This is a genomic window from Ilumatobacteraceae bacterium, from assembly GCA_033344875.1.
Taxonomy (GTDB): domain Bacteria; phylum Actinomycetota; class Acidimicrobiia; order Acidimicrobiales; family Ilumatobacteraceae; genus Ilumatobacter.
Genome location: JAWPMO010000001.1, coordinates 2,360,372 through 2,377,568 on the forward strand (window position 1 = coordinate 2,360,372; position 17,197 = coordinate 2,377,568).

Sequence of the window (17,197 nt, forward strand, 5' to 3'; positions counted from 1 at the left end):
GTCATCCCAGCATTTAGGATGATGAACACGATGCCGGTCGACCTCGACCGGCTCTGGGGGAGGGGAATCCACCACATGAAAGCAAGAAGAATGTTCGCAGCTGCTGCTGCACTGGCGTTGATCGCCGGTGCATGCGGCGGAGACGACGACACGGCAGAACCACCGGCAGATGCCACCGACGACGGTGGCGGTGACACGGGCGACGACGGCGGCGACACCGGTGACGACGGTGGCGACACCGGCGACGACGGCGGTGACACGGGCGACGACGGCGGTGACACCGGCGACGACGGCGGTGACACGGGCGACGACGGTGGCGACGACGGCGGTGACACCGGCGGCGACTCCACTGCCGGCCAGGGCGGCAACCTCGTGATGCTGCAGTGGCAGGCCCCGTCACAGGCCAACTCGTTGCTCTCCAACGGCACGAAGGACCTGCTCGCCGGCTCGCTCGTGCTCGAACCGTTCGCCGAGTTCACGCCCGACGGCGAAGTCGTCCCGGCACTCGCGACCGAGATCCCGACGCAGAGCAACGGCGGCATCTCCGAGGACCTGACGACGATCACGTGGAAGCTCCGCGACGACGTGTTGTGGTCGGACGGCTCACCGTTCACCGCGGCCGACGCCGTGTTCACGTACGAGTACTGCACCAACGAGGAGACCGGTTGTTCGGTCGAGGTGTTCGCCGACGTCACCAGCGTGGTGGCCGACGACGACTACACCGTGACCGTCACGTTCGACGCTCCGAAGCCGTACCCGTTCGCTCCGTTCGTCGGCTACACCAGCCCGGTCATCCAGGCGGCACAGTTCGCCGACTGCGTGGGTGCGGCAGCGAAGTCGTGCTCCGACCAGAACTTCCAGCCCATCGGTACCGGCCCGTACGTCGTGACCGAACTGCGCCCGGAAGACACCGTGTCGTACGCGATGAACGAGAACTACCGCGGCATCCCCGACGGCAAGCCGTTCTTCGGCACGATCGAGATCAAGGGCGGCGGCGACGCCGAGGCCTCGGCTCGTTCGGTCCTCGAGGTCGGCGAAGCCGACTACGCCTGGAACCTGCAGGTCGCTCCCGAGATCATCGCTCCGATGGTCGACGCCGGCAACGGCACGGTCAAGTCGGCCTTCGCGTCCAGCGTCGAGCACATCAACCTGAACCAGACCGACCCGGACGCGGATCCGCCCTCCGAGGGCACGCCGCACCCGCTGTTCGTCGACAACCCCGACCTGCACCGGGCGCTGTCGATCGCGATCAACCGTGACGAGCTCGTCGCGGTCGGTTACGGCCCGACGGGTGCTCCGACCTGCAACATGTGGCCGGTGGGCGCCGAGAACAGCACCAACAACGACTGGTGCCTGACCCAGGACATCGAGGCGGCCAACGCCCTCCTCGACGGCCTCGGTTACATGGACACCGACGGCGACGGCGTTCGCGAGGCCGAAGGCTTCGGACCGCTCGAGTTCGACTTCGTCACGTCGACCAATGCCGTTCGTCAGAGCAACCAGGAGTTGATCGCCAACCATTGGGATCAGATCGGCGTGAAGGCCAACATGAAGAACGAGGACGCGAGTCTGTTCTTCGACGGCACCTGCGCCGCCGACGCCTGCATCTGGAAGTTCTTCAGCCCGATCCAGATGTTCACCAACTCGTCCTCGGGTCCGGATGCCGGCACCTACCTCAACGGTTGGACGAGCGGCAAGATCCCGACGTCGGCGACGAGCTGGGGCGGCGACAACATCCCCCGCCTCAACAACGCCGACTACGACGCGCTCGACACGCAGTTGTCGGAGACGGCACTGGACGATCCGTCCCGTACCGATCTCGTCATCCAGATGAACGACATCTTGTCGACGACGGCGATCATCCCGTTGATCCACCGGGCCAACCCCTCGGCCTTCGCCAACAGCATCGAGAACGTCGGCGACCTCAACGGTTGGGACAGCGAGTACTGGAACATCGAGGATTGGACCCGAGCGGGCTGATTCATCGATGACGTGACGGTGGCGGGGGCCCGACCGGGCCCCCGCCACGGTCGAACATTCGATTCACGGGGGGAACATGGGGCTGTACGTCATTCGCCGGTTGTTGTTGGCGATTCCGACTCTGCTGGTCATCAGCTTGATCGTTTTCGCAATTCTCGATCTGGCACCCGGCGACCCGACGAGTCAGCTCCCCCTCACGATCCCGGCCGAGATCCGCGAGCAGATCCGCGAGTCGCTCGGCTTCAACGACCCGTTCTTCCTCCGCTGGTGGAACTGGAACAAGTTGATGGTGATCAACGAACCGATCCACGCGTTCGAGTCGATCACCAACACGTGCTTCGGCGACTGCGACAGTCGAGAGCGCATCATCTCCTGGAGCTCACGCTCACCGGCGATGGACACGGTGTACCAGCGGCTGCCGCAGACCCTGTGGGTCCTCGGCCTCGGCCTCCTCTTCGGCGTCCTGATCGCCGTGCCGATCGGCACGATGCAGGCCTACAAGCAGTACTCGTGGTTCGACAACGTCGGCACGGTGGTCACCCTCCTCGGGTTCTCCGTCCCGGTGTTCGTGATCGGGCCGCTCTTCATCTACCTCTTCTCGGTCAAGCTCGGCTGGCTCCCCACCTACTACACGACGACCCACGACGTGCAGTGGACGAGTTGGAGCAGCATCTGGTTTCAGATCAAACAGTTGCTGATGCCCGTCGGCGTGTTGACGCTGTTCAATGCCGCCACGTTCGGCCGGTTCGCCCGAGCCTCGGTGCTCGAGAACCTCAACCAGTCGTACGTGCGCACCGCCCGCTCCAAGGGCGTGCGCGAACGCTCGGTGATGACGACCCACGTGTTGCGCAACAGTCTGATCCCGGTGATCACGCTCCTCGCCCTGTCGGTCCCCGGCATCTTCGGCGGGGCGATCATCACCGAGAACATCTTCCGCATCAACGGACTCGGGCAGCTGCTGCTGGTCTCGATCGGGCAGAACGACCTCCCGATGGTGCAATCGCTCGTGTTCATCTTCGCGGTGCTCACCGTGATGTTCAACATCCTCGCCGACGTGCTGTACGGCTTCCTCGACCCACGGATCCGATATGACTGACATCGCTGACGAACCGCTGAACCCCGTGCTGGCCGTCGAGGGCGTCGGCATCGTGCCGCCGGCCGACGAGCTCCGCGAGTTCCGCTCGCTCCGGGCCGACGTGTGGCGCCAGTTCCGACGACACAAGGGTGCACTCGCCGGGATGGTGATGCTCACGGTGATCATCCTCGGCTGCTTCCTCGGACCGATCCTGCTGCCGTTCGACACGTCGACACCGGTCGTCCTCAACGCCAACCGCACCGCCGGCTGGCCGCACATCTGGGGCACCGACAACCTGGGCCGCGACGCATTCGCCAGGGCACTGCTCGGCGGGCGCATCTCGCTGCTGGTCGGCTTCGTCGCGATGGCGGTGTCGATCCTGCTCGGCGCCCTCGTCGGGGTGCTCGCCGGCTACTTCCGGCTCCTCGACGGAGCGCTCATGCGCATCACCGACCTGTTCCTCTCGCTGCCGCTGCTGCCCGTGTTGCTCGTGGTGATCGTGCTGTTCCGCGACCCGGTCCAGGACCGGCTCGGCGACGGCCTCGGCATCTTCGTGCTGATGGTGCTCATCATCGGCGGCACGAGTTGGATGCAGACGGCGCGCATCGTGCGCGGCGAGGTCCTCACGATCAAGGAACAGGAGTTCATCCTCGCCAGCCGCAGCATCGGGACCCGGTCGCGGCGCATCATCGTGCAGCACATCATCCCCAACGTGATGAGCCCGGTGATCGTGTCGGCGTCGCTCGGCATCGCGGTCGCGATCCTCACCGAGTCGGCGGTGTCGTTCCTCGGGCTCGGCTTCCCGCTCGAACTGCCCACGTGGGGGCGGCTGCTCAACGACGCGAAGGACCGCATCTCGCTCAACATCTGGCTCGTCGCCGGACCGGGCCTGCTGCTGTCGATGACCGTGATGAGCGTCAACCTGATCGGCGACGGTCTCCGCGACGCCCTCGACCCGCAGGTCCGCTCCAAGGGGTAGCGCCGATCGGCCTCACCCGCTCGACGAGCGAGTGAGGCCGAGTGGATCACTTCGGTGGCATGCGGATGCCGCCGTCGACCCGGATGGTCTCGGCGTTCATGTAGGGGTTGGTGATCAGATCGACGACCATGAACGCCAGCTCCTCGCCGGAACCGAGCCGCTTCGGGAACAGCACCGATTGGCCGAGGTGCGCCTTGAATGCCTCGGAGGCTTCGCCCTCGCCGTAGATCGGCGTGTCGATCAACCCGGGGGCGATCGTGTTGACGCGGATCCCGACGGCCGACAGGTCACGAGCGATCGGCAGGGTCATACCGACCACACCGCCCTTCGACGCCGAGTACGCGGCCTGGCCGATCTGGCCGTCGAACGCTGCCGCCGACGCCATGTTGACGATCGCGCCACGGCTGCCGTCGGCGTCGACCGGTTCGGTCTTGGCCATCGCCGCCGCCGACTGGCGCAGCATGTTGAACGTGCCCAACAGGTTGATCTTGATGACGAAGTCGAACAGGTCCTGCGGCATCGGATCGTTGTTGCGGTCGACCGTGCGTGCCGCACGGCCGAGGCCGGCCGAGTTCACCAGCGAGCGCAGTGGCCCCATCTCCGAGGCGGCAGCGACCGCTGCGGCACCGTCTTCCTCGCTCGACACGTCACACTTGACGAACAGGCCGCCGATCTCGTTCGCCACCTCGGTCCCGCGGTCTTCCTGGAGGTCGGCGATCACGACGCGCGCGCCGAGCGCCGCCAGCTGCCGGGCCGACGCCTCACCGATACCGGAAGCGCCTCCGGTGACGATCGACGAGGAACCTTCGAGATTCATTCTGGGCATCAGCTGATCCTTTCGATGATGGTCGCGTTCGCGAGGCCCCCGCCTTCGCACATCGTCTGCAGACCGTAGCGACCGTCGGTGCGCTCGAGCTCATTGAGCAGGGTGGTCATCAGCTTGGTGCCCGAACTCCCGAGCGGATGACCGAGCGCGATCGCTCCCCCGTTGACGTTGGTCTTCGCCAGGTCGGTGCCGTGCTCCTGCTGCCAAGCGAGCACGACCGAGGCGAACGCCTCGTTGACCTCGAACAGGTCGATGTCGTCGAGCGTCAGGCCCGACCGGGCCATGATCTTCTCGGTGGCGGGGATCGGGCCCTTGAGCATGGTGACCGGGTCGGTGCCGGCGACGGCGAAGCTGTGGAACCGGGCCCGCGGCGTGAGCCCGAGCTCGGCCGCCTTCTCCTCGCTCATGATCAGCACCGCCGATGCGCCGTCGCTGATCTGCGACGAGTTGCCGGCGGTGATCTTGCCGTCTTCCTTGAAGGCGGGCTTGAGGTTGGCGAGCGTCTCGGGCGTGGTGCCCTCGCGGATGCCCTCGTCGGCGGTCATCATCACCGTCTGGCCGTCGATCACGACCGGGACCGGGATGATCTCGTTCTCGAATCGACCCTCGGCCGTCGCCTGCGCGGCACGCCGCTGGCTCTCGGCCCCGAAGGCGTCGAGGTCGGCGCGGGTGATGCCGTACTCGTCGGCGATCATCTCGGCGCCGATGCCCTGCGGCGGCAGGCCGGTGTCGGCGTACCGGTCGATCATCGGCTGCGGGAACGGGAAGCCCATGTCCTTCACGATCGAGGCCCCCATCGGGGTGCGGGTCATCACTTCGACCCCGGCTGCGACGACGACGTCGTAGGCGCCGGCGATCACGCCCTGCGCGGCGAAGTGGAGCGCCTGCTGGCTCGACCCGCACTGACGGTCGACGGTCGTGGCGGGCACGGTCTCGGGCCAACCGGCGGCGAGCACCGCGTTGCGGCCGATGTTCAGCGACTGCTCACCGACCTGCATGACGCAGCCCATGATGACGTCGTCGATGATGGCCGGGTCGATGCCGTTGCGCTCCTCGAGCGCCTTGAGGACATGGGCAGCGAGGTCGGCGGCGTGCCAATCCTTCAGCATTCCGTTGCGACGTCCGCCCGGGGTCCGGACGGCGTCGACGATGACAGCGTTGGTCATGGTGTAGCTCCCTGATGGTGTGACTGGTTGGTGGATCGATGGAGGTTCTGTTGGAGACGGACGAGCGTCGCCGCCAGCGTCTGGCGATCGGCCCGTGAGATCCCGGCCCGGAGTTCGGCCCGCAGGACACGGTCGACGTCGGCGATCGACACCGACAGGTCGAGTCCGTCCGGCGTGATCGCCACGAGCCAGACCCGGCGGTCGCGGGGATCGGGACGGCGTTCGACGTGGCCGAGTGCTTCGAGCCGGTCGATCTGGGTACCGGTCACGGCGCGCCCCTGACCCAGGTGTTCGGCGACGCGCGTCTGGCTGACGGGGCCGTAGTCGGCCACGTAGGCGAGCAGGCTCGCCAGACTGAGCGTCAGACCGAGGTCGGCGAGCCGTTCGTCGTACGCGGCACGGATCGCGTTGGCGGTCGCCATCAGCGTGCTCTCGACCCGACGCCAGGGCGGCGCGTCGAGCTCGTGCTCCAGACCTGCCGGCGCAGTGGCCGCCCCGTTCGCACCATTTGTCGCGGACATGATTGTATGAGACCATACAGTCATCGGCGGTACAACGCCAAGCCGACATCGCCCGCCCGAGGAGACCCATGACCGACACGACCGACGCCACCCTGTCCCCCGCCGAGGCCGACGAGTTCCGAGCCAGGTGCCGCGCGTTCCTCGAGACGCACGCCCGCCCGGGAGCTCGCCGCAACCTCGACGCCGCCCGTGAGTTCCAGGGCGAGCTCGCCGCGGCGGGGCTGGCGGGCTTGGCCTATCCGACCGAGTACGGCGGCGCCGGGCTCACGTCGGAGCACGAACGCATCTGGCGCGCGGTCGCACAGGAGTTCCCGGCCATGACCGGCGAACTCGTGATCAGCCACGGTATGTGCCTCCCCGTACTCAACGAGTTCGGCACCGACGAGCAGAAGCGCACCTACATGCCCGACAACATCGCGGCGCGCACGGTGTGGTGCCAGATGTTCTCCGAGCCCGGTGCCGGTTCCGACGTCGCCAGCCTGCAGACCAAGGCCGAACGCGACGGCGACGAATGGATCCTCAACGGTCAGAAGGTCTGGACCACCCTCGCTCACGTCAGCGACTACGGCGTCGTCATCGCCCGCACCGACCCCGAGCAGCCGAAGCACGCGGGCATCTCGATGTTCATCGTCGACCTGCAGGCACCCGGCGTCGAGATCCGCCCGATCCACCAGATCGACGGTGGCCGCCACTTCAACGAGGTCTTCTTCACCGATGTCCGCGTCCCGGTCGACCACCTGATCGGCGAGTACAACAACGGCTGGCGGCAGGCGACCGCGATGCTCATGTACGAGCGGGTCGCGATCGGCTCGATGGGCGCCGGCTCGATCAGCCAGCCGATGTACGAGTTGCTCCGCAACGCAGCCACGGCCGCCGGCCGGATCGACGACCCGGTCGTGCGTGACCAGCTGATGGAGATCTACGCGATGGAAACCACCAAGTCCCTCGTCGCGATGCGCACCCGCGCCGAGATGAAGGCCGGCAAGGCACCGGGCCCCGGTGGGTCACTCGGCAAGCTCTACGGCTCGGTCATCTCGTGGCGATTCCGCGAGATCGCGATGGAGATCGCCGGCGCCGGATCACAGGCGTGGGACCCCGACGACGAGATCGCCGGCCTGCTCCAGAACACCGTCGTCGGGTCGTTCTCGTCGAGCATCGCCGGCGGCACCGACGAGATCCAGCGCAACATCATCGGCGACCGCGTGCTCGGTCTCCCCCGCGACATCTCCGTCGACACCAAGGTCCCGTTCAAGGACCTGAAGGTCGGCACCGCCCGCTGATCCGATCACGAGTTGTGCCTGGAGGATCAGCGGATCAGGCGCTGAAGCCCGATGCGGCGGGGTCGGCCCCCGGTTCGCGGCCGAATGTCGGCCAGAGGTGGCCGGTGTCGTTGTAGCACCGCACGACCCACCGCGTCGGCTCGACGACGAGGTGAGTGATCGAGCCGTTCGCCGCGCCGTTGAAGGTGAACCCCGTCGCGCCCGAGGCGATGTTCATCGCCTGACCGATCACGCCGCCGTGCACCACGACCGCGACGAGTTGATCGGGGTGTGCCGCGGCGATCCGCTCGATGCCGCGGCGTACGCGGGCCTCGAAGTCGGCCGCCGGTTCTCCGTTGGGGATCACATCCCACCGCTGCTGGCGGTACATCTCCTGTGCGACCGCGTCGCCGTCCGCCACCCGGCGACGGAACTCACCACCCTCCCAATCCCCGAGGAACACCTCGTGCAGGTCGGGATCGACGATGGGATCCAGACCGAGCCGGGCAGCCAACGGTGCCGCGGTCTGGTGCGTCCGGGTGAGCTTCGTGACGTAGATCGCCGCGATCGACTCCGCCGTCGACGCCAACCGCTCGGCCATGCGCTCGGCCTGTTCGACACCGTCGGGGTGCAGGTGCGGGTCGCCGTGCCCGTCGATGAGATCGAACGCCGACCCTTCGACCATCGGCGCGGACTCGCCGTGGCGGACGAGGAGGATCTCGCACGAGCCGGGTGCCGGCGCGAAGCGGTGCTGACGGAACTCTCTCGGAGGGGTCACCCCGGCGAAGTTACCGGCCGGCGTCGGTCCGCGGGGTGTTCGGCGGCGGTCCGGCGAAGCGGGTGCCCTCCGGGTCGACCGCCCACGGCGCGGCGTCGCCCCAACCGCCGTCGTACACCACGTCGCCGATCGGGAGCCGTCGCACCGGACCGTGACCGCCGAGCGGACGACCGAGCGGGATCGTCGCCGAGATCGCCACCCCGTCGGGAATCGACAGGAGCCGCCGTAGGTCGGCCTCGACCGGTGCGTGCCAACCGGTCAGCACCCCGCCGTACCCGAGCGCCCGTGCGGCCAGCAGGAGGTTCTGGCAGGCGGGATACACCGAGGCACCCTCGGACGGGTTGGGTTCGCGATAGCGCACCAGGCAGGCGAGCACGACGACGGGGACATCTTCGAAACGGTCGACGAGGTGTTGCATCGCGGCACGCTGCCTGCCCTTGCGTGAGTGCGGGTCGAGCGCCGACCCGGAGTCGTAGCCGGCGTCGTCGGACTTCGCGGCCCACCCTGCACGGAAGCCACGTGCGAGGGTCGCCTTGGCCGCGGCAGCGGTCTCACCGTCGCGGAGCACGACGAACCGGGTCGGCTGACGGTTGGTGCCCGACGGCGCACGTGTGGCGTGCCACAGGATCGTCGACAGGTCGTCGTCGGGAATCGGGTCGGGAGCGATCCGTCGGATCGCCCGCGTCGTCGCGAGACCGGTGAGCAGGTCGGGGATCTCCTGACTGGTCACCACTCAGAGACCGTCGCTCAGTGGCCAGAGGTCGGGGAACTCGGGTCGCCGCTGCTCCATCTGGGCAGCGAACGCCTCGGCCATGTCATCGGTGTCGAACATCGCTGCGTTCCAGTTGGCGATGAACTCGAGACCGTCGGCGACGCTGTGGTCGCGCGTGTAGTGCATCGCCTGCTTCGTGCCCCAGATCGCGATCGGGCTCTTCGCGGCGATCTCGGCCGCGGTGGCCATCACCGAGGCCATCATCGTCTCATGGTCGGGGAACACGGCGTTCACGAACCCGGCGGCGTAGGCCTCTGCGGCCGACCATCTGCGGCCGGTGTAGGCCAGTTCGCGCACGATGCCCTCGGCGACGAGCTTCGGCATGCGCTGCAGCGTGCCGACGTCGGCCGTCATCCCGATGTTGATCTCCTGGATCGAGAAGTACGCGGACTCGGTCGCGTAGCGCATGTCGGCGGCGGAGATCATGTCGATGCCACCGCCGATGCAGGCGCCCTGGATCGCGCACAGCACGGGCACCCTCGCTCGCTCCAGGCACGTGAACGAGTCCTGCAGCTTCAGCGCGGTGCTGCGGAACCGTTCGTTGCGACGGCTTCGGTGACCGGCGGCCGTTCCGTCGGCGGCACCCTGCCCGATCGTGTCGTCGCTGCCGAACACCGACAGGTCCATCCCCGAACAGAAGTGTTTGCCATCGCCGGACAGGACGATCGCCCGAACCGAGCCGGACGCCGAGAGTCCGTCGACGATCTGGGGGAGGTCACGCCAGAACGACGCGACCATCGAGTTCGCCTTGTCGGGCCGGGTCATGCGGATGTGACCGATCTTGTCGTTCACCTCGACGTCGAAACACTCATATCCCATCGCCCGAGCTTGGCAGAGCACCGGAGAACGTGACGGATCGGTGTACCGCCGGCGATGTCGCTCGACGGCTCAGGCGTCGGAGATACGGGCCTCGAGACGGGACAGGAAGTGTGTCCATCCGTCGACGTAGCCGGTTCCCTCGTCGTCGGAGTCGCACTCGTGCGTCACCGACACGAGCGTGCCGCGATCGGACGGGGCGAACATCACCTCGACCCGGCGCGGCGGCAGCTCTTCGTGGTCCCATGACCAGGTGAACTCGAGTCGTTCGCCCGGTGTCACGTCGCGGTACTCGCCACGCAAGGTGACGTCTGGCCCGGCCCAGAACAGTCGGTATCGCCCACCCTCGACGGCGTGGGTCTCCGCCTCGCTCGGCCACCATCTCGGCAGCAGCACCGGATCGACGAACCACTCGAACACGGCGACCGGGTCGCCGGGCAGGTCGTGCTCCACGTGGATCGTCGACATCGCGCTACGCCGGGGTACGGGCTGCCCACGGGGCAGCGGTCTCGAGCTGACCGGCCACCTGGATCAGCACGTCTTCGCGGCCGTAGGCGGCGACGAGTTGCACCCCGATCGGCAACCCGTCGGCGTTCCAGTGCAGCGGCACGTTGATCGCCGGTTGGCCGGAGGTGTTGAACGCCGGCGTGAACGGCACGAACTCGGCGGCCCGACGCATCCCGGCCATCGGGTCGTCGGGCAACGGGTCGAGCGCACCGATCGGCACCGGCGGCTCGGCGAGCGTCGGTGTGAGGAGGAGGTCCCAACCGTCGGCCCACCACTGCTGCGTCGCCCTGCGGAACTCGGCGACCGCCGCGAGCGACTTGGCGTAGTCGACCGCCGACAGATGCTTCGCGAACTCCGCCTGCGCCCAGTTGACCGGCTCGATGTCGGCCTCGGTCAGCGTGCGTCCGATCGTGTCGCCGTACCCCTCGATGCCGGCCGCCATCATCGTCGCCCAGATCGACATGAACCGCGCCGTGAACGAACCGTCGGCGAGGGTCGACGGGAAACCGATCTCGACGTCGTGGCCGAGCGACTCGAGCAACGTCGCCGCCGAACGGACCGCCTCGACGCAGTCGTCGTGCAGCGGGCCGCCGCGCGGGTGGACGTCGAGCAGACCGATCCGGAGGCGGCCGGGGTCGGCACCCACCTCGTCGGCGTACGGACGGCGGGGAGGCGGGGCGATCACGGTGTCACCGACGCCAGGCCCGTGCACGGCATCGAGGAGGCGGGCGGTGTCTCGCACCGACCGGCTGACACACAACTCGACGCTCAGCCCCGACTCGGTGCGCTGCGGGCCCAGCGTGATCCGACCCTGCGACGGCTTGAGACCGATCAGACCACAGCACGACGCCGGGATCCGGATCGATCCGCCCCCGTCGGAGGCATGCGCGATCGGGACCAGGCCGGCGGCGACCGCTGCTGCCGCACCGCCGCTCGAGCCACCGGGGGTCCGGCTCGTGTCCCACGGGTTCCGGGTCGGGCCGTACGCCGCCGGCTCGGTGACGGGAACGCTCCCGAGCTCGGGACTGTTCGTACGACCCATCGTCACGAGGCCGGCCGAGCGGAAGCGCGACACCAGCGTCGTGTCGGTCGGTGACACCGGCTGCGCCTCGACCAGGGCGACGTTGCCGTTCGTGAGCACCTGGCCCCGGTAGCTCGCCCAGAGATCCTTCAGCAGGAACGGGACGCCACCGAAGGGAGCGTCGGGCGTCGGGCCGCGTTCGGCGACCTCGCGTGCGTGGTCGTACCACGTGATCACGACCGAGTTGAGCGGGCCGTCGTGGGCCTCGATCCGATCGATCGCCGACTCGAGCAGTTCGAGTGGCGTCGCCGCTCCGCTCGCGACGAGTTCGGCCTGCGCCGTCGCGTCCATCCATCGTGTGTCGTCGGCCATCGTCCCCATGACGCGGTTCTACCAGGGCGGCGGGTCACGACCCGACCCGCGCGAGAGCCGACCGGTACGGTCGGAGCGACGTCGAGGAGGCTGACATGGGTGATCGGGTGGCAGGGAAGGTGGCGATCGTGACCGGCGGCGCGTCGGGAATCGGTCGTGCCTCGGCGGTGCGGTTGGCCGAGGAGGGCGCGATCGTCGTCATCACCGACATCCAGGACGACACCGGCAAGGACGCCGTCGCCGAGATCGAAGCCGGCGGCGGCACCGCCCAGTTCGCCCATCTCGACGTCACATCGGAGGACGAGTGGATCGCGTTGGTCGCTTCGGTGTCGTCCGAACACGGACGCCTCGACGTGCTGGTGAACAACGCCGGGATCGGCATCGGGGCGAGCATCGTCGAGATGACACTCGCCGACTGGCAGCGTCAGCAGGCGATCAACCTCGACGGCGTGTTCCTCGGGCTCAAGCACTGCATCCCGGCCATGCGCGACAGCGGTGGCGGTTCGATCATCAACATGTCCTCGGTCGCCGGCCTGAAGGGCAGTGCTCGCCTCGCGGGTTACAACGCGACCAAGGGCGGCGTCCGCCTCCTGACGAAGGGCGTCGCCCTCGAGTGCGCGCAGAACCGCTGGAACGTGCGGGTCAACTCGGTCCATCCCGGCATCATCGACACGCCGATCTGGAACTCCGTCGTACCCGGCTCACTCCGGCCCGGCGGGGAGCCGCTCGACGTGGCGGCGATGGCAGCGATGGCGGTGCCGACCGGCGTGCTCGGCCAGCCGACCGACATCGCCAACGGGGTGCTGTTCCTGGCGAGCGACGAGTCGAGCTACATGACCGGCACCGAGCTGGTCATCGACGCCGGTGTGTCCGCCTAGGGTTTCGACCGATGGCCGACTTCGACATGACCACCGAACAGCGCGAGGAGTTCCTCGCCGACCTGCACGTCGGCATCCTCTCGATCCAGCGCGACGGCAAGGGTCCGCTCGCACTCCCGATCTGGTACCGGTACGACGAGGGCCAGGTCGTCATCCACATGGGCCGCGACTCGGTCAAGGCCAAGCTGCTCCGTCGGCACGGTCGCGCCTCGCTCACCGTGCAGGACGAGACGCCCCCGTACCGGTACGTCATGGTCGAGGGTCCGGTCGCGGTGGCCCACGAAGACGAAGACATCACGGAGATGGCGGTCCGGTACCTCGGTGACGAGCTCGGTCGCCGGTACGCAGCCGACAACCCGGTGACCGACGAATCGGTCGTCGCGCGACTCACGCCCGAGCGCTGGCTGACCACCGATTACGGCTCGACCGGCTGACCGGCGCCCGAGGGCGACACACCGCGCCGTCGAGATCGTCCCTGCGGCCGACCCTCGGTCGTCCGGGCGGACGACCCCGATCGCCCAGCCGGGCGGTACCGTCGCACCCCATGTCCGCCGGCGCTCCCTCCCCCCACGCATCCACGGAGGCCGGTGCCGCCGTAGTCGACGACGTGGCCACCGATTCCGCGCACGATCGTTCCATCATCACCAAGCTGGCGACGTCGGCAGCGTCCAACTGGAAGATCACCATGGCGATCTGGGGCGTCGTCATCGCGATCGGCCTGATCGCCTACGGCGGCGGCCTCGCCCGCGAGGGCTTTCCGCCCGTCAACCTGCCGATCGTCGTGGTCGACGGCACCTACTTCGTCGACGACCCGTCCGCCGTCGACGACGACGTCGCACTTCCCCTCCAGAACGCCTACGCCGACCTCGACGGCGTCGTCGAGGTCCAGAGTTTCGCCCGGGGCAATGCGTTCGCGGTCATCGTCGAGTTCGACGACACGTTCAGTTCACCCGACGGAGCCGCCGTGCTCGACGCGGCCAACACCTCGATCGACCTGCCCGACGAGGCGTCGGTCACGGTCCGACCGATCGACGCGACCAAGTTCCTCGAGGTCTACGACCTGCTCGTGACCGTCAGCGGCCCGACCGATGCGACCGCCGAACAGCTCGAAGCGGAGGCGGCCCGGCTCGCCACCTACCTCGAGACCGGCGACGGCGTCGACCGCGCCGCCGTCCGCGATCTGCTGACCGAGGGCACCAACGCGACCTCCGGTGACGACGAGATCCGCCGGACGCGGTTCATCCGGGTCGCGTTCGCCGAGACGGGCCGCTACGACGAAGCGATCGCGATCGGGCTCGTCCGCTCCGCCGACACCGACCTCGACCTGCTCGCGTTCAGCGACGAGATCAACGAGCTGGTCGACGACGAGACGGTGCTCTCCGACGGCTTCAGCGCCGCCGTCACCGCCGACTTCGCCAATGACATCCGGACGCAGATCAGCTCGCTCACCCGCAACCTGCTGCAGGGTCTGATCGCCGTGGCGATCGTCAGCCTGCTCCTGATCGGTTGGCGCGTCTCGGTCATCACCGCTGGGTTCATGGCGACCGTGATGATGGCCGCCCTCGGCGGTCTCTGGTTCCTCGGCTACTCCCTCAACACGATCACGCTGTTCGGACTGATCCTCACGCTCGGCCTGCTCGTCGACGACGCGATCGTGATCTCCGAGTCGATCGATTCGGCACGCGATCAGTCCGACGACGAGATCGGTGTCATCCGCGCCGCCATCAACCGGGTCGGGACCGCATCCCTGTCGGGCACCTTGACGACCGTCCTCGTGTTCGCTCCGATGCTGTTCGTCGGCGGCGTGCTCGGCGAGTTCATCCGTGCGATCCCGGCGACCGTGATCCTGACGCTGCTGGTGTCGTTCGTGTTCTCGATCATCTTCATCTCGGCCGTCGCCAAGCCGTTCCTCCTCAAGGGCGCCGCCCCGCACAACCCGGTGACCCGAGCCGAGCGGGCCATCGCCGGTCGGCTCGGCCGACTCGCCGAGTACCCCTCGAGCCACGGTTGGAAGGGCGTCGGCGTCGGCGTCGGCATCTTCGTGGGCGCGATCGCCGTCATCCTGGGTTCGTTCCAGATCGCCGCGACGCTCGGGTTCAACATCTTCCCGCCGAGCGACGACGCGAACGCCGTGTTCATCACCACCGACTTCGACCCGGGTACGACGATCGACGAGGCCCAAGATCTCGCGGACGAGATCGACGCGGCCGTCGTCGAGACGATCGGCGACGACCTCGTGCGCTCCCAGTACATCAACGGCAACGAGCGGCAGGTTCTGACGTTGGTCGACCTCACCCCGTTCGACGAACGTGACACGAAGGCGCCGACGTACATCGAGCGCCTCGAGCGGCAACTCGGCGACCTGTCCGGCGCCAGGGTCTCGATCGCGATGTTGGAGAACGGACCCCCGGTCGAGGACTTCCCCTTCGCGGCCCAGATCGCCGTCGACGCCGACACCGCCGACGCCGGGCGACAGATCGCCTTCGACCTGCGCGACCGGCTGATCGGCGTCGAACTCGACAAGCCGAGCGGCGAGGCGACCACGATCGACGACGCGATCGTGTCGACCGACGGCGTCGTCTACCGCATCGACGGCACACAGCAGATCGAGGTGCGCGCGTCGTTCTCGACCGACGATCTCACCAACAACCTCGACGCGACCGAGGCACTCGTCGGCGAGCTGATCGACGCCGACGATCTGGAGGCCGCCGGCCTGACGGCCGACGCGATCGACTTCGACTTCGGTCAGGAGTCCGACAACCAGGACGACTTCGCGTCGCTCGGCCAGGCCCTCATGATCGCACTCGGACTCATGCTGCTCCTGCTGGTCGTGCAGTTCCGGTCGATCGTGCAGCCGCTGCTGATCTTCCTCGCCATCCCGTTCAGCTTCTTCGGGGTGTTCACCGCGCTCAGCCTCACCGGCAACCCGATCAGCTTTTTCGTGGCCGTCGGCTTCATCGCCCTGATCGGCGTCGTCGTCAACAACACGATCCTGCTCGTCGATGCCGCCAATCAGGCACGCCGACGGGGTCTCCGCCCCGGAGCGGCGATCGCCGAGGCCGTCGAACGACGCTTCCGGCCGCTGGTCGCCACGACGCTCACCACGGTCGTCGGCCTGCTCCCGCTCGCGCTCAGCGACCCGTTCTGGGAGGCGCTCAGCTTCACCCTGATCGGCGGCCTCATCAGCTCGACGATCCTCGTGCTCCTCGCGTTCCCGGTGTTCTACCTCGCCGTCGAGAAGGTGCGGACGCCGGCGCGGAACGCCGTTCGCTCGCGGCGCGGCAAGCCGCTGGTCTGATCGCTCAGCCCAGCACCGCGACCACGAGTCGGCGGCCCATCCGTTCGAGCCGGGCATCGTCGGCCGAGTTCGCGAGGTAGAGCACGGCGAAGTACAGCGCCCACGCCTCGGCCCGGCGCCACATCGCATCGTCGACCGCGGCGAACCCGGCCGAAGCCGCCGCACGGAAGACGGCGCGGTCCGGTTCGTCGAACAGCATCCAGGCGATCGCGAGATCGACCGCCGGGTCACCCGCACACAGATCTCCGAAGTCGATGACGGCTCCGATCTCGCCGTCGGTGACGACGAGGTTCGCGGCGTGCACGTCGCCCGCGACCCACAGCGACGGGCCCGCCCACCGCTCGGTCCGACGGAGCGATTCCCAACGGTGCGCAACGCGCTCGGCGCCGGACGCGGCGAGTTCGTCGAGCACGCCGGCCACGGCACGGTGCGCGTGTTCGAACCGCTCGGTCCGGTCGCCGGCGAACGTGTCACGGGCCGGGTTCGCCGGCGCATCGGACGGAGCGACGCGGTGCAGTGCCGCCATGAAGTCACCGAGCCGCCGCGCCTCGCGAGTCGGATCGGACAGATCGGTTTCGGCGGCGCTGGTGCCGCGGAACCAGGGCACCACACTCCACGACCACCGATATCCGAGCCCCGGCCGGCCCACTCGGACCGGTGCGGGAATCGGCAACGGCAGGCGGTCGGCCAGTTCGGGCAGCCAACGCTGTTCGTGCTCGACCAGGACCGCGCCGGCCGACCGGCGAGGAAGGCGGACGGCGAGGTCGTCGCCGAGTCGGAACATGATGTTGTCCCAGCCGTTCGCGAACGGACGCACGGGCAGATCCGCCAGATCGGCGTGCTGCGATCGCAGCAGCGCGACGACGAGTTCGACGCCGATGTCGACCTCGGCGGAGGGGATGGGCCTCGAGCCGCCGGATGTCATCGCGACCAGCCTGTCACGACGGTG

The 17,197-nt window shown here is 68.2% G+C and carries 16 protein-coding genes; 7 read left to right on the forward strand and 9 right to left on the reverse strand.

The window, feature by feature from the left end; genetic code table 11:
- Positions 1-21 precede the first annotated feature (21 nt).
- From R8G01_11135 to R8G01_11145, 3 genes are all read left to right on the forward strand, one after another.
- Entirely contained in the window at positions 22-1,980 is a 1,959-nt protein-coding gene (locus tag R8G01_11135; protein ID MDW3214545.1) for a peptide ABC transporter substrate-binding protein, read from the forward strand.
- Positions 1,981-2,056: 76 nt separating this feature from the next.
- Positions 2,057-3,076 carry an ABC transporter permease gene (locus tag R8G01_11140; GenBank protein MDW3214546.1) on the forward strand — a complete coding sequence of 340 codons (1,020 nt, stop codon included), beginning with the start codon at positions 2,057-2,059 and terminating at the stop codon, positions 3,074-3,076.
- Complete coding sequence (locus R8G01_11145; protein ID MDW3214547.1) at positions 3,069-4,034, forward strand: ABC transporter permease; 966 nt, start codon at positions 3,069-3,071, stop codon at positions 4,032-4,034. Before R8G01_11140 ends, R8G01_11145 begins: the two co-directional genes overlap by 8 nt.
- Before the next feature lie 46 nt (positions 4,035-4,080).
- Here the strand turns inward: R8G01_11145 and R8G01_11150 are convergent, their stop codons facing one another.
- From R8G01_11150 to R8G01_11160, 3 genes are read right to left on the reverse strand one after another with little or no spacing between them, the layout of a single operon-like run.
- Positions 4,081-4,860 (reverse strand): SDR family NAD(P)-dependent oxidoreductase, encoded by a 780-nt coding sequence (locus tag R8G01_11150; GenBank protein MDW3214548.1) that lies wholly within the window; start codon positions 4,858-4,860, stop codon positions 4,081-4,083.
- Complete coding sequence (locus R8G01_11155; protein ID MDW3214549.1) at positions 4,860-6,026, reverse strand: thiolase family protein; 1,167 nt, start codon at positions 6,024-6,026, stop codon at positions 4,860-4,862. Before R8G01_11155 ends, R8G01_11150 begins: the two co-directional genes overlap by 1 nt.
- Entirely contained in the window at positions 6,023-6,547 is a 525-nt protein-coding gene (locus R8G01_11160; GenBank protein ID MDW3214550.1) for a MarR family winged helix-turn-helix transcriptional regulator, read from the reverse strand. The genes R8G01_11155 and R8G01_11160 overlap by 4 nt, the downstream gene beginning before the upstream one ends.
- A gap of 68 nt (positions 6,548-6,615) precedes the next feature.
- Here R8G01_11160 and R8G01_11165 point away from each other — a divergent pair, with 68 nt between their 5' ends.
- On the forward strand, positions 6,616-7,827 hold the full coding sequence (locus R8G01_11165) for an acyl-CoA dehydrogenase family protein (protein MDW3214551.1): 1,212 nt from the start codon (positions 6,616-6,618) through the stop codon (positions 7,825-7,827).
- A gap of 34 nt (positions 7,828-7,861) precedes the next feature.
- On the opposite strand, the gene R8G01_11170 is transcribed toward R8G01_11165, so the two are convergent.
- From R8G01_11170 to R8G01_11190, 5 genes are all read right to left on the reverse strand, one after another.
- Positions 7,862-8,584: a histidine phosphatase family protein gene (locus R8G01_11170; GenBank protein ID MDW3214552.1), complete on the reverse strand. Its 723-nt coding sequence runs from the start codon at positions 8,582-8,584 to the stop codon at positions 7,862-7,864.
- Between the two features lie 10 nt (positions 8,585-8,594).
- Complete coding sequence (locus tag R8G01_11175) at positions 8,595-9,317, reverse strand: nitroreductase family protein (protein ID MDW3214553.1); 723 nt, start codon at positions 9,315-9,317, stop codon at positions 8,595-8,597.
- Entirely contained in the window at positions 9,318-10,175 is an 858-nt protein-coding gene (locus R8G01_11180; protein ID MDW3214554.1) for a crotonase/enoyl-CoA hydratase family protein, read from the reverse strand.
- A 69-nt stretch (positions 10,176-10,244) separates the two neighbouring features.
- Positions 10,245-10,640, reverse strand: a complete 396-nt coding sequence (locus tag R8G01_11185) for an SRPBCC domain-containing protein (protein ID MDW3214555.1) — start codon at positions 10,638-10,640, stop codon at positions 10,245-10,247.
- A gap of 4 nt (positions 10,641-10,644) precedes the next feature.
- Positions 10,645-12,081, reverse strand: coding sequence for an amidase (locus R8G01_11190; GenBank protein ID MDW3214556.1), 1,437 nt, complete (start codon positions 12,079-12,081; stop codon positions 10,645-10,647).
- Between the two features lie 86 nt (positions 12,082-12,167).
- Here R8G01_11190 and R8G01_11195 point away from each other — a divergent pair, with 86 nt between their 5' ends.
- The 3 genes from R8G01_11195 (at position 12,168) to R8G01_11205 (ending at position 16,248) form a co-directional block, all read left to right on the forward strand.
- Positions 12,168-12,950, forward strand: coding sequence for a glucose 1-dehydrogenase (locus tag R8G01_11195; protein MDW3214557.1), 783 nt, complete (start codon positions 12,168-12,170; stop codon positions 12,948-12,950).
- An 11-nt stretch (positions 12,951-12,961) separates the two neighbouring features.
- Positions 12,962-13,384, forward strand: coding sequence for a pyridoxamine 5'-phosphate oxidase family protein (locus tag R8G01_11200; protein ID MDW3214558.1), 423 nt, complete (start codon positions 12,962-12,964; stop codon positions 13,382-13,384).
- A 110-nt stretch (positions 13,385-13,494) separates the two neighbouring features.
- Entirely contained in the window at positions 13,495-16,248 is a 2,754-nt protein-coding gene (locus tag R8G01_11205) for an efflux RND transporter permease subunit (GenBank protein ID MDW3214559.1), read from the forward strand.
- 4 nt (positions 16,249-16,252) lie between these two features.
- On the opposite strand, the gene R8G01_11210 is transcribed toward R8G01_11205, so the two are convergent.
- A complete protein-coding gene (locus R8G01_11210; protein MDW3214560.1) occupies positions 16,253-17,173 on the reverse strand; it encodes an aminoglycoside phosphotransferase family protein in 921 nt (306 codons plus the stop codon).
- Between the last annotated feature and the right edge of the window lie 24 nt (positions 17,174-17,197).

Bases quoted from the DNA above. Each gene is read 5' to 3' on its own strand.
- R8G01_11135 (MDW3214545.1), top strand. From the start codon at position 22: ATGAACACGATGCCGGTCGACCTCGACCGGCTCTGGGGGAGGGGAATC.
- R8G01_11140 (MDW3214546.1), top strand. From the start codon at position 2,057: ATGGGGCTGTACGTCATTCGCCGGTTGTTGTTGGCGATTCCGACTCTG.
- R8G01_11145 (MDW3214547.1), top strand. From the start codon at position 3,069: ATGACTGACATCGCTGACGAACCGCTGAACCCCGTGCTGGCCGTCGAG.
- R8G01_11150 (MDW3214548.1), bottom strand. From the start codon at position 4,860: ATGCCCAGAATGAATCTCGAAGGTTCCTCGTCGATCGTCACCGGAGGC.
- R8G01_11155 (MDW3214549.1), bottom strand. From the start codon at position 6,026: ATGACCAACGCTGTCATCGTCGACGCCGTCCGGACCCCGGGCGGACGT.
- R8G01_11160 (MDW3214550.1), bottom strand. From the start codon at position 6,547: ATGTCCGCGACAAATGGTGCGAACGGGGCGGCCACTGCGCCGGCAGGT.
- R8G01_11165 (MDW3214551.1), top strand. From the start codon at position 6,616: ATGACCGACACGACCGACGCCACCCTGTCCCCCGCCGAGGCCGACGAG.
- R8G01_11180 (MDW3214554.1), bottom strand. From the start codon at position 10,175: ATGGGATATGAGTGTTTCGACGTCGAGGTGAACGACAAGATCGGTCAC.
- R8G01_11185 (MDW3214555.1), bottom strand. From the start codon at position 10,640: ATGTCGACGATCCACGTGGAGCACGACCTGCCCGGCGACCCGGTCGCC.
- R8G01_11190 (MDW3214556.1), bottom strand. From the start codon at position 12,081: ATGGGGACGATGGCCGACGACACACGATGGATGGACGCGACGGCGCAG.
- R8G01_11195 (MDW3214557.1), top strand. From the start codon at position 12,168: ATGGGTGATCGGGTGGCAGGGAAGGTGGCGATCGTGACCGGCGGCGCG.
- R8G01_11200 (MDW3214558.1), top strand. From the start codon at position 12,962: ATGGCCGACTTCGACATGACCACCGAACAGCGCGAGGAGTTCCTCGCC.
- R8G01_11205 (MDW3214559.1), top strand. From the start codon at position 13,495: ATGTCCGCCGGCGCTCCCTCCCCCCACGCATCCACGGAGGCCGGTGCC.
- R8G01_11210 (MDW3214560.1), bottom strand. From the start codon at position 17,173: ATGACATCCGGCGGCTCGAGGCCCATCCCCTCCGCCGAGGTCGACATC.